The following is a 13,288-nucleotide window of genomic DNA, read 5'->3' on the forward strand; positions in this document are numbered from 1 at the left end:
TCCTAGTTCTTGCGGCCCCAGCCGAGCACGCGGCCGAGCAATCCGCGCTTCACAGGTGCGCGTTCTGTGCCAAATGGCGCAGCCGATGGGTCGAGGGGTGTGCCCAGCTCGGCGGTGGCGAGTTGGCCGAGGTTCTCGAACACGTAGCGGCGCGGCTCGACCCGGAAGCCGAGTACTTGTTCGGCCTGCTGGACGATGCGCATCGCCTGCATCGACTCGCCGCCGAGGTCGAAGAAGTTGTCGGTGCTGCGGATGTCGTTCACGTCGATGCCCAGCGTGCTGGCCCAGAGCTGCGCCAGTTGCGCCTGCTCGGGCAGCAGCAGTGGTTGCACGTTGCCGGGAGACGCCGCGGGCTGCGCCGGCGCGGCCGCGGGCTTGACCTCCGCCGAGCCCTTGCCCAGCCGTTGCAGGTGCGCGGCGGCGGTCGAATCACCGGGCGCGGTGAGGTCGTCGAGCTGGCCGTCGGGCTGCGCGGCGGCCGCACGCAACACCTCGATGTAGCGGTCGCGGAAGGCGGCGGCGGTGTCGCGGCGGTAGATGTCGGCGTTGTAGACCACGGCGCCTTCCAGGCCCTGCGCCTTTTCCATCAGCCAGACACCGAGGTCGTCGGTGGCGCCGCGCTGCAGCAGGTGCATCTGCCGGTCCTGCAGGCCGCCCAGGTCGCGCGGACGTTCGCGGGTGTCCTGGAACGAGAAGAGGGACTGGTAGAGTCCGCCGCCCTTGACGCGGGCCGAGAATTCCGGCTCGGCCACGAGGCGCTCGAAGGGCACCTGCTGGTGGCCCATGACGCCCAGCAGTTCGCGCTTGACGTACTGCAGGAAGTCGCCGAGGCGCTGGCCTTGCTTGACCTCGAAGGCGAGCGGCAGCACGTTGTTGAAGAAGCCCATCACGTTTTCCAGTTCGGGCTGCTCGCGGCCGCGCACCGGCATCGCGATGGTGACGGCGTCGCCCTCGGTCACGCGGCCCAGCATCGCGAGGTAGAGCGCGAGCGTCAGCATGTTCAGCGTCACGCCGTGTTCGAGCGCGACCTGGCGCAAGCGGTCGGCCAGCGTCTTGTCCACGCTGATCCACTGCGTGCCACCCTGGCCGCTCATGCCGGCCTTGCGCGGCATGTCGGTCTTCAGCGCGCTCGGTGTTGGCGCATTGGCGAAGCGGGCCTTCCAGTAGCGCAGTTGCTCCTCGAATTCCGGTTGCTTCAGCCAGTTGCTGTACCAGGCGGCGAAGTCGCCGGCATCGACCGACAACTCGGGCAGGCCGTGCGGCTCGCCCTTCACCAAAGCGCTGTAGATGGTGGCGAGTTCGCTTTGCAGCAGGTCGAAGGACCAGCCGTCCCAGACCAGGTGGTGCGGCACGAACACGAAGGCATGGTCGTCCGGCGCCATCCGGAACAGCGCGGCATGGAACAGCGGCGCGCGGTGGATGTCGATGGGTTGGTCGGCCAGGGTCTGCATGCGCTCGCCGAGTTCGGCTTCGCGCTGGTCGGCCGGGACCGATTGCAGGTCGATGATCGGCAGGTCGAACGCGATGGATGGCTCGATGCGTTGCACCGCTTCACGCGTGGCAGGGTCCACGCCGATGCTGGTGCGCATCGCGGGCTGGCGACGGATGATCTCCTTCAGCGCGGCGGCGAACTTGACGGCGTTGAGCGGCCCGGTGAAGCGGTGCGCCGAGGGCTCGTTGTAGACCGAGCGGCCCGGGTGCAACTCTTCCAGGAAGCGGATGCGCTCCTGCATCGGCGTGAGCGGCGCGCTGGTGCGGCCGGGCTGGTGCGGGATCTGCGTGGTGGTCGCGCCGGCGTCGAGCATCTCGGCGATGACGACGGCCAGTTGCTCGGTCGTCGGCGCCTCGAACAAGGTGCGCAGCGGCACGGTGATGCCGAACGTCCGCCCGAGCTGGGTGGTGAGGCGCGCCGCCAGCAGCGAGTGGCCGCCGAGGGCGAAGAAGTCGTCGCGAATGCCGAGGCCCGGCAGGTTCAGCACCTGCTCCATGGCTTGCAGCACGGTTTGCTCGCGCGGGTTGCGCGGCAGCACGCGCTCGGCAGAATCCACTGCCGCGGCTTGCGGCGCGGGCAGCGACTTGCGGTCGATCTTGCCGTTGGGCAACTGTGGCAATGCATCCAGCGTGACCACGTGCTGCGGCAGCATGTACTGCGGCAGGTGGGCGCGCAGGTGGCGGTCGAAGGCGGCGGCGTCGAAGGTGGCGCCGGGCGTCAGTGCGAGGTAGGCGACCAGGCGCACGTCGCCGGGCCGGTCCTCGCGGGTGATGACCACGCTGCGCGCCACGCCGGGGGCTTCGTTGGCGCGCGATTCGATCTCGCCCAGTTCGATGCGGTAGCCACGCACCTTCACCTGGAAGTCGAAGCGGCCCATGTGTTCCAGCAGGCCGTCGTTGCGCCAGCGGCCCTTGTCGCCGGTGCGGTAGATCAGCGTCTCCTGCCCGTCGATCAGCGTGGTGACGAACTTCTCTGCGGTGAGTTCGGGGCGATCGAAATAGCCCAGCGTCACGCCCGTGCCGCTGATGCAGATCTCGCCGGGCACGCCGACCGGGCAGGCTTGCAGCGCACTGTCGAGGATCCAGATGCCGGTGTTGTCGATGGGCTGGCCGATCGACACGCCGCTCTGCCTGATCTGGTCGCGGTCCATTTTCCAGACGGTCGACCAGACGGTGGTTTCCGTCGGGCCGTACACGTTCCAGACTTCGGCGCAGTTGTCGAGCAGCGCCAGGGCCAGGTCGGCCGGCACGCTCTCGCCGCCGATCCAGCCGCAGATCTGCGGGCCGCCGGTCCATTGCGCATCGAGCAGCAGGCGCCACATGCCGGGCGTGGCCTGCAGCACGGAAACCTTCTCGGTTTCGAGCAGCGCGCGCAATTGATTGCCGTCCATCGACACTTCGCGCGGCACCATGATGATCTCGGCGCCGGCGGTGAGCGGCAGCATCAGCTCGGCCACGGCAATGTCGAAAGAGAGCGTGGTCACGGCGGCCAGGCGGTCGCGCGGGCCGATGCCGGGGGCGCGCTGCATGCTCTGGATCAGGTTCGACACGGCGCGGTGCGGCACCACGACGCCCTTGGGCTTGCCGGTCGAGCCGGAGGTGTAGATCACATAGGCCGGGTCTTCTTCCTGCGCGTCGAGTGCGCTTGGGGCCAGCGCCTCGGCGCTGCCGGACTTCCATTCGCTCTCGGCGTCGATCTCGAACACGCGCTGGGCCGCATCGACGCACCAGCTGCGCGGCGCGCCGGACAGCAGGGCAGAGGTGAGCAGCAGGCTCAGGCGGGCGTCCTCGGCGTAATAGTCGAGCCGGGCCTTGGGGAAGGTCGGGTCGAGCGGGACATAGGCCGCGCCGGCCTTCAGGATGCCGATGAGCCCGATCAACATGTCGAAGCCGCGCTCGATACACAGGCCGACCAGCTGGCCATGGCCGACGCCACGTGCACGCAAGGCATGCGCGAGCTTGTTGGATTGCTCGTCCAGCTCGCGGTAGCTCATGGTGCGCGCGCCGTGACGGATCGCGCGGCGCTCCGGCTGCAGCGCCGCCATGGCGGTGAAACCGGTGTGCATCAGCGCAGGCACGGGCAACGCGGTGGGCTCCGGTTGCATCTCGGCCAGCGCCTGTGCCTCGACCGGCGACACCAGGTTGATCTGTGCCAGGGCCTGCTTCGGGTCCTGTGCGAGCGAACGCAGCAGGGTCTCGTAGATGGAGAGCCAGTGGACGATGGTGGCTTCGTCGAACAGGTCGGTGTTGTATTGCGCCTCGATGCGCATGCCGCCCGCGGCCGGCGTCAGGTTGACGAACAGCTCGAAGTTCTCGAAGGCGCGCGGGATGCTGCGCTGCTCGACTTCGAGGCCGGGGAAGCCGGCGCTCGGCGTCGCATCGCCGTCGACATTGAACAGCACGCTCACCAGTGGCAGGCGGCTCGGGTCGCGACGCACGGCCAGCTTGGTCAGCAGCGAGCCGTAGGTCAGGGTCTGGTGCTCGAAGGCGTCCATCAGCACGCTCGACGATGCGCGTGCAAACGCGTCGAAAGGCATCTTCGGATCGACCGCGAGGCGCAGCGGCAGCGTGTTGACGCAGTGGCCCACCAGCTTGGGCATGTCGCTGGCCAACTGGCCGGCGGCGGCGATGCCGACCACCAGGTCGTCCTGCCCGGTCAGGCGGTGCAGCAGCGCGCCGAAGCCGCTGAACAGCGTGGCGAACAGGCTGACGCCCGTGCTGGCGCCGACGCGGCGCAGTTCGCCGAGCAAGGCCGGATCCAGCAGGTGGTCGACGCGGCGTGACTTGAAGGTGCGCACAGCCGGGCGCGGGCGATCGAGCGGCAACTCCAGCACGGGCAGGTTGCCGCCGCCGAAACGGCCGAGCCAGTAGTCCACGTGCCCTTGCATGGCCGGGCTGGCAGCCTCGACCGCCTCCCAGGCCGCGTAGTCTGCGTAGCCGGTGGCAGGGTCGAGGGCAGGGCCCTCGCCGGTCTGTTCGGCATAGAGCTGTGGCAGTTCCTCGGCAATGACGCCCCAGGACCAGCCATCGCAGACTGCATGGTGTGCGGTCATCACGAGTTCATGCTCGGCCGCGCCCAGCTTGTAGAGCGCAGCACGCAGCAACGGACCTTGTGACAGCGGAAAGGGCTGGTGCATGGCCGCGGCATGTGCGGCGGCCAGGGCTTGTTGCCGCGACGACACGTCACCGGAGCTCAGGTCATGCTGCACCAGCGCGAGCGGCGCGGCTTCGCCGATCACGAGTTGCGTGCCGTCGGCCGAGAAGGTCGCGCGCAGCGACTGGTGCCGCTGGACCAGTTGATCCAGCGCCAGCGACAGCGCCTGCACCTGCAGTGCGCCCCGCAGGCGGAACACCATGGACTCGTTGTAGGCCAGCGAGGCTTCGGCGCTGAGCTGGTCGCCCAGCCAGACCTCGCGCTGGGCTTCGGTGCTGGGAACGATCTGCTCGATCTGGCCCGACGCAAAAGGGTCGAATGCAACCGCGTCGTCGTTTTCAAATGCCATGCTGCTTGCGTCGATCATGGTTGGATCTTGATGAACTTGCCCTGTGCGGAGGGGTCAGGAATGAACCACGCGGGTTGGCCGTCCTTGTCGCGGCCGAGCCGGGCGTTCGGGACGGGGGGATGGGCGGCGTCGAAGCGCTGCACGGCGGCGGCGCGGCGCGGCAGGAATTCAGCTTCCTGCATTTCCGCGATGGATTCCTTGAAGGCCGACTTGATGGTGGCGATGTCCTGCTGCGAATGCGCGGTCGTCATGAAGCAGGGGAAGTTGTCGAGGATGTGCACGCCGCGGCTGCGCATCATCGCGAACAGCAGGTCCTGCAGCGGGTGGTCTTCCAGCCAGTGCACGCGCCACAGCGAGGCAAAGTAGCGGATCTCCAGCGGCGCGCCGACCTCGCGGCAGAAGGCCGTGAGTTCGTCGGCCATGGCGGCCGTGTGCAGGTTGAGTTGCGTCTGCAATGCGTTGCCGGCTTGCTTCAGGTGCAGCAGCGAGGCCTTGCAGGCGGCCAGTGCCAGCGGGTGCCGCACGAAGGTGCCGGCGAAGTAGGTCACGCCCACGGTCGGCACCGAGGCGTCGCCGTATTGCCAGGCGCCGCCGTCGAGCGCGTCCATGAACTCGCGCTTGCCGGCCACCACGCCGACCGGGAAGCCGCCGCCGATCACCTTGCCGTAGCAGGCCAGGTCGGCGCGGATGCCGAAGATCTCCTGCGCGCCGCCGAGATGCGAACGGAAGCCGGTGATGACCTCGTCGAAGATCAGGCAGGTTTCCGATTTCTCGGTGATGGCGCGCACCTCGCGCAGGAACTCGCGCGGCTGGAAGTCGGGACGGCGGCTCTGCACCGCCTCGCAGACCACGCAGGCCAGGTCGTCGGCGTTGGCACGGATGAATTCGAGCGATTCGGGCGTGCCGTAGTCGAGCACGCGCACGTCGCCGAACATGCCCTGCATCACGCCGGGCGCGGCGGACATGCCCTTGGCATTCTTGCCGGCGCGCACAAGCACTTCGTCGAAGGTGCCGTGGTAGGAGCCGCTGAACAGCACGATGGTGCTGCGCCCGGTGACGGTGCGGGCGATGCGGATGGCGGCCATCACCGATTCGGAGCCGGTGTTGCAGAGGGCGGCGCGGTCGAAGCCGGTGAGTTCGCAGACCAGTTGCGTGACCTCGGCGGCCAGCGGATGCTGCGGGCCGATCTCGTAGCCGGCGTCGAGCTGCTTGCGGACCGCCTCCTGCACGAACTCGGGCTGCCAGCCGAACATGTTCATGCCGAAGCCGTTCAGCACGTCGACGTATTCGTTGCCGTCGATGTCCCAGAGGCGCGAGCCCTTGGAGCGCTCGACCACGACCTGGTAGGTGATCTCCTTGGTGGTCGGGCGGAAACCGTTGACCACGCGCGGATCGGCCATGTGCGAGCGGTTGTCCTGGGTGAAGGCCTTGCTCTTGGCGGTGCGGTCGGTGTAGCGGCGCATGAAGGCGGCCAGCCGCGCGCGCTGTCGCTCGGTCGGGTCCTTGCTCTGCGTGTGGATGCGGGCGATGGCGCCGAAGGCCTTCTTCACGTCGTACTTGATCGGGCCCTGGGGCTCGGACGGGTCGGCGGGGTCGGTTGCGGCGGTGGCCGGTGCGGCGGCCACCGCGACAGGCGTTGCGGGTGCGACAGGCACGCTCGCCGCAACGGTGGGGACCACCATGGCGGCCGCTTGCTGCGGTGCGCCGGAGAGCAGCATCAATTGCTGCTGCATGAGTTGCATCTGCTGGGCGATGACCTGCTGCATCAAGGTACCGCCGGCGGCCGGCAGCGCCAGCGCTTGCACCGGCATCGCCTGCATTGGCATGGCGGCCTGCGGCAGGAGCTGTGGCGCGGCGACGGTCGCCTGGGCTGCGATGGCAGGCGCCGCTGCGGGCGTGGCATCCGGCGGCAGTGTCACGTCGAGGAATTCGCCGAGCGCGTCGAAGCTGCGATAGCTTTCCATCAACTGGCGGAAGCTCAGGTTGACCTTGAAGTGCTTCTTGACCTGGGTGGCGGCCTGGGTGAGCGTGAGGGAATCCAGGCCCATTTCGACGAAGGGCACGCCGCCGTCGGCGTCGCCCATCTCGATGCCGGAAATTTCCTCGAACAGTTCGCGCAGGCGTGCCGTCAGGGCGGCGCGGCGCGCAGGGGCGGCGGTGGTGGGTGGGAGTACGGCAGTCATGGTCGGCTCCGGGAGGGGCTGTGAAAGTGGGGCGGCAAGGGCGGGTGCGGAAGGGGCGATCGCGGCGGCTGGGACAGGGGCCGTGGCTGCGATGTCGACCCAGAAGCGCTTGTGCTCGAAGGGGTAGGTGGGAAGACGCAGGCGCAGCTTGCGCGCCCGTTCGTCGAGTTTCAGGAGATCGATCTCGACGCCGGTGGCCCAGAGCCGGCCGGCGCCGAGGCGCCATGCGGCGCATTCGTCGGCAGGCTGGTCGCCCAGCAGCGCGATGGCGGGCGCGGGGAAGGACTTGGTCGCATGCTGGCGGACCAGCGTGGCGAGGGTGTTGCGCGGGCCGACCTCGATGAAGACGGCGTGCGGCACCTCCGCCATCACGCTGCGCACGGCGGGGGAGAAGCGGACCGCTTCGCGCAGGTGGCGGGCCCAGTAGCGCGGGTCGGTGGCTTCGGCGTCGGTCAGCAGGTGGCCGGTCAGCGTCGAGTAGATCGGCAGCGTGGGGGCAGAGAGTTGCACCTCGCGCACCAGCGCCTCGAAGGGCGCCACGGCCGCCTCCATCATGGACGAGTGGAAGGCATGCGAGGTCTGCAGCAGGCGCACCGCGACGCCTTCGGCTTCGAGCGTGGCGCGCAGCGTCTCGATGGCTTCGAACGGGCCGGCGGCGACGCAGGCAGTCGGGCCGTTCTCGGCGGCCAGCGAAATGGCGGTCGGCAGGCGGGCTTCGAGGTCGGCCGCTGGCAGGCGCACGCTGAGCATCGCGCCGGCGGGCAGGGCCTGCATCAGCGCGCCGCGGCGCGCGACCAGGCGGGCCGCGTCCTCCAGCGACATCACGCCGGCAAGCACCGCGGCGGCGAACTCACCGACGCTGTGGCCGATGAACGCGGCCGGCTTCAGGCCGAGCGACAGCAATTGGCGCGCAAGTGCATATTCCAGCGTGAACATGGCTGGCTGGGTCACTGACGTCGGTGACAACGCAGCCAAGTCCGCTGACAACATGCGCTCGCGCATATCGAAACCAAGCACGCCGTCGAAGGCGCGCAGGCATTCATCGAAGGCGGCGCGGAACACGGCGTCGCCTTCATGGAGGCCCTGGCCCATGCGCGGGTACTGCGCGCCCTGGCCGGGGAACATCAAAACGGGTTGCGGCGCCGATGCCGCGACGGTGGCGCTGGCGCGCATCGGCGAATCGGCCTTGCGCAGCGCGGCGACGGCCTGCGCCACGTCGCTGGCGACGAAGACTGCGCGTTGCGCGAATGCCTTGCGGCCGACGCGCAGGGTGTGGGCAACGTCGGGCAGCGACACGTCCGGGTGCGCGTCGAGGTGGTCGGCCAGGCGCTGGATCGCGGCGGCCAGCGCGGCGGGCGTGCGGGCGGAGACCTGCAGCAACTGCGGCAGCGACGATGCATCGGAAGGCGCCTGCAGCGGCGCTTCCTCGACGATCACATGCGCGTTGGTGCCACCGACGCCGAATGCGCTCACGCCGGCGCGGCGCGGCTGTTGCGAGCGCGGCCAGGCGGCGCGTTCGTGCTGGACCTTGAAGGGCGTGGCGCTGAAGTCGATGGCTGGGTTGGGCGCGTCGTAGTGCAGCGTGGCCGGGAGGGTCTCGTTCTCGAGTGCCAGCACGGTCTTGATCAAGCCACCGGCGCCTGCCGCCGTGACCATGTGACCGACGTTGCTTTTTAGGGAGCCGATGGCGCTGAAGCCGAGGTCGCTGGTGTAGCGGGCGTAAGCCTGGCGCAGGCCTTCGACCTCGACCGGGTCGCCCATCGGCGTGGCCGTGCCGTGCGCTTCCACATAGGAGATGCTGCGGGCATCGACGCCAGCGTTGGCCAACGCCGCCGATACGACCGCCGCCTGGCCCTTGACGCTGGGCGCCGTGAAGCTGGCCTTGGCGCCGCCGTCGTTGTTGATGGCCGCGCCGCGCAGCACTGCATGGATGGTGTCCCCATCGGCGATCGCGTCGGACAGGCGCTTGAGCAGCACCACCGCCGCGCCGTCGCTGAACACCGTGCCCCTGGCCTGTGCGCTGAAGCTGCGTGTGTGGCCGTCGGGCGACAGCATCGAGCCTTCGTTGTAGAGATAGCCGCTGCGCGGCGGGCAGGTGACGGATGCGCCTCCGGCCAGCGCCATGTGGCATTGGCCGCTGCGCAGCGCATGGAAGGCTTGCGCAATCGCCACCAGCGAGGTCGAACAGGCGGTGTGGATCGCGACGGCCGGGCCGGTGAGATTGAGCCTGTTCGCCACGCGCGTGGTGATGTAGTCCTTCTCGTTGCCCAGCATCACCTGGAACTCGCCGACCGCCTCGATCAGGTCGGGCCGCGTGCTGACGTGGCGCTGGAAGTAGGTCGCGTTGTACATGCCCGCGTAGACGCCGACCGGTTCGACGCATTGGTCCGGCGCATGGCCTGCGCGTTCGAGGCATTCCCAGCACAGTTCGAGGAACACGCGCTGCTGCGGATCCATCAACTCGGCTTCCTTCGGGTTGATGCCGAAGAAGGCGGCGTCGAACATCTCGATGCCGTCGATCACGCCGCGCGCCCGCACATAGGACGGGTCGGCGCGGAGGGCGGCGCTGACGCCGGCGTCGAGCGTGGCGTCGTCGAAGAAGCTGATGCTTTCGCGGCCCTCGACGAGGTTGGTCCAGAACTGCTCGACGTCGGCTGCGCCGGGGACGCGGCAGGCCATGCCGATCACGGCGATGGGTTCCTCGGCATCCTTGCGTGCTGCGGGTGCAGCGGCTTGTGCTGCGGCCACCGGCGTGTCTTCCAGTTCCGCGGCGATCGCCAGCGGCGTCGGGTCGGTGAAGAAGAGGTTGGCGGACAGCGTGCGGCTGCTGTTGCGTTGCAGTTGCGCCAGCACCTTCAGCACCAGCAGCGAGTTGCCGCCCAGGTCGAAGAAGTTGTCGCGGCGGCCGATCCGGTCCAGGCCCAGCGCACTGGCGAAGGCCTCGCAGACTTTGCGTTCGGCCTCGCTGCGCGGCGCTTCGAAGGGCTGGGCAAGTTCGGGGCGTTCGCGGGTCGGCTCCGGCAGGGCGCGGCGGTCGAGCTTGCCGTTGATCGTGACGGGCAGGCGCTCCAGCCAGACCTGTGCGGCCGGCACCATGACTTCGGGCAGGCGGGCCGCGATGTGCGCGCGCAGTTCGTCCCACGGCACCGGCGCGTCGCTGGCCACCAGGTAGGCCACGAGCCGGGTCTCGCCGCTGGCGTCCGGCCGCGGCACCACCGCACTGGCGCGCACGCCGGGATGGGTGTTGAGGGCGGTCTCGATCTCGCCGGTCTCGATGCGATGGCCGCGAATCTTGACCTGGCCGTCGGCGCGGCCGAGGAATTCAATGGTGCCGTCGGCCAGCCAACGGGCTTGGTCGCCGGTCCGGTAGAGCCGGTCGCCAGGTGCGCCGAAGGGGTCGGGCACGAAGCGTTCGGCCGTCAGGTCGGGGCGCTGCAGGTAGCCGCGCGCGAGGCCGCGGCCGCCGATGCAGAGTTCGCCGACGAAGCCGGCTGGCAGCAGGCCGAGCGTGGGCGAGAGGACGTGCAGCGTGGTGTCGGTGATCGGTTTGCCGATCGGCACCGAGCGCGCATCGGCCGGCAGGTCATGCGGGATGCGATGCGTCGCGGCGAAGGTGGTGCACTCGGTGGGACCGTAGCCGTTGATCAGCGTCAGGCCCGGCAGCGCAGCCAGCGCGCGGCGCACATGGGCCACCGACAGCGCCTCGCCGCCGGCCAGAAGCTGGCGCAGGCCGGAAAGATGCGCGGGGTTGTCATCGATCACGGCGTTGAACAGCGCGGCCGTGAGCCACGCGGTCTTGACGCCGTGGCTGCCGATGGTGCGTGCGAGGCCGGTGCCGGTGGGCATGTCCTCGTCGTGCACGACGCAGCAGCCGCCGTTGAGCAAGGGGCCCCAGATCTCGAGGGTGGAGGCGTCGAATCCCAGCGGCGCCGCATGCAGCATCGGCTCGTCGGCACGCAGGTCCACATAGGCGGCGTCGACGACCAGACGCAGGATCGAGCGATGGCAGATCTCGATGCCCTTGGGTACGCCGGTCGAGCCGGAGGTGTACATGACGTAGGCGCGGGCATCGCCATCGACGTCGATGGCCTGTAGCGGCGCGAGGGTTGCCGCGTCGTCGGCTTGTGCATGGTCGAGCCACAGCGTGACCAGCCCGGAAGGAACGGCCGCGGCGTGTGCATGCTCGCTGACCAGCACCTTGACGCCGGCGTCGGCCAGCATGAACCCGAGTCGCTCGTGCGGGAAATCAGGTTGCACCGGCACGTAGGCCGCGCCGGCCTGGAGGATGCCGAGCAAGGCGGCGATGGCGTCGGGCGAGCGTCCCAGCAGCACGCCGACGGCATCGCCCGCGCGCACGCCTTGCGATTGCAACCGGCGGGCGATGCGTTCGGCGCGCTGGCTCAGTTCGACATAACTCATCGACTGGCCGGCGCCGATCAGCGCCGTGCGCCCGGCCGCCGCGGCCACCTGCTTCGCAAACAGGCCGTGCACTGTGAGCGCGGGATCGTAGGCGGAAACCGGGCGGTTCCATTCGCTCAGCATGCGCTGGCTGTCGGCCGGCGTCACGGCGGGCACCTCGGCCAGCGGCGCATCCAGGTCGGCCAGAAGCGCTCGCAGCGTCGTCGCCAGTGTTTCAAGCAGGTGCGAGGCGGTGGCCGGGTCGGCCTGGCCCGCGGCCGCATCCAGGTGCAGCGCCTGGTGATCGCCGGCCAGGCGCAGTTGTCCCTCGGCGGCGGCGCCGGGGAGGGTGGCGCCCATCCAGCCGATCGCGGTGTCAGCCATGCCGCCCTCGCGCCGCGCGGCATCCACGCTGGCGATCCATTCGCGGCAAGTGCCCGCCCGTTCGGTGGGCACGGCGTCAAGCCACAGTTGGCGCAGCAATGACAAGGCCGCGACGTGCGGCGTGTCGGGCAGCCAGCCGGCCTCGGCGGTGGCGCGGCGAAGTCTCTCGCCGAAGGCCTCGTCGAAGCTGTGATGGAGGATGCAAGGGGCCGCTTGGGCGGCGCTGGATCCGGCGACCGGCGGGAACAGGCCGGGCAGCGACCCACCGATCTGCGCGGAGGTCACGGGTTCCTGTTGCGTAGCCATGGAGTCTGGGTCAGTCGGTTAGCAGTTGATTAACATTGGAGCAGTGAACACGCCGCCACTTGCTGCAAGAGAGGAAACATGATGTTTCTGGAGGTAGAAAGTAATGCAAAAGAGTTCATGCCGTGTCCGGTCCCGATATTGCCCTCTTGCAGCCCAAGGCACATTCACCAAATGGGCTGACCGAACGGCCTATTGCGCTGCACAATCTGTGTCAGTCCATATGCAATCGGTTTCGATTGAGTGGTTGACACCGGAAAAACTTCACACTCAAAAGATTCTGCGCCCGGTCACGTAGTTTGAATACGAAAAGCCTCGCACACGGGGCGCTCTCCCACGTAAAAGTTACGGGAAGCTGCCAAATTCCGGATTTAAGGGGCGTTCTCGTCCAGCGCATCACCTGTCAGATGGGTGGTGTCGCTCCAACCCACGAGGGTGAAGCCCTCCGGCGTCCAGAGCAGGCGGTTGACGGCGGCGTTGCCCAGTTGCCAGGTGCGCGGCGCCTGCAGCTCCTGGCGGGTGGCGGCGCGGTAGAGCACGTCCATGACGCCGCCATGAGCCACCAGCACGATCAGCTCGCCCGGATGGCGCGCCGCAATGGCCGTGGCGGTCATGACCACACGGTCGCGGAAGACGACCAGCGACTCGCCGCCCTCGGGCGCGAAGGCAGTGTCCCGGGTGCGCCAGAGGCGAGCCTGCTCCGGCATCTCGGCCTCGATCCAGGCGAAGGTCTTGCCCTCGAAATGACCGAAGCCGCGTTCCCGCAGCCCTGCATCGCTGACGATGTCGATCCCGTGAGGCGCGGCAATCGCCTGCGCCGTCTGCCAGGCGCGGCTCAGGTCGCTGGCATAGACCGCCGCAATCGGCTCGCTGGCCAGGGCCTCGCCAAGGCGCGCAGCCTGCCAGGCGCCGGTGGCGTTCAAGGGGATGTCGAGCTGACCCTGCAGCCGCGCGTCGACATTCCAGGTGGTTTCCCCGTGGCGAACGGCGATCAGTCGGGTCACATCCATCGGGGCGAGCTTAGAA

The 13,288-nt window shown here is 68.9% G+C and carries 3 protein-coding genes; all 3 read right to left on the minus strand.

Features of this window, described 5'->3' with window-relative positions:
* Positions 1-2: 2 nt before the first annotated feature.
* The 3 genes from HCU76_RS18175 to HCU76_RS18185 all read right to left on the minus strand — a co-directional run bounded on the left by HCU76_RS18175 (position 3) and on the right by HCU76_RS18185 (position 13,272).
* Entirely contained in the window at positions 3-5,012 is a 5,010-nt protein-coding gene (locus HCU76_RS18175; protein ID WP_256354260.1) for a non-ribosomal peptide synthetase, read from the minus strand.
* On the minus strand, positions 5,009-12,265 hold the full coding sequence (locus HCU76_RS18180) for a polyketide synthase (protein ID WP_218510228.1): 7,257 nt from the start codon (positions 12,263-12,265) through the stop codon (positions 5,009-5,011). Before HCU76_RS18180 ends, HCU76_RS18175 begins: the two co-directional genes overlap by 4 nt.
* A gap of 368 nt (positions 12,266-12,633) precedes the next feature.
* Entirely contained in the window at positions 12,634-13,272 is a 639-nt protein-coding gene (locus HCU76_RS18185; RefSeq protein WP_213952996.1) for a histidine phosphatase family protein, read from the minus strand.
* Positions 13,273-13,288: the final 16 nt, after the last annotated feature.

Origin of the sequence: Variovorax sp. dw_308 (assembly GCF_019207085.1) — a bacterium.
In the GTDB taxonomy this organism is placed as follows: domain Bacteria; phylum Pseudomonadota; class Gammaproteobacteria; order Burkholderiales; family Burkholderiaceae_C; genus Variovorax.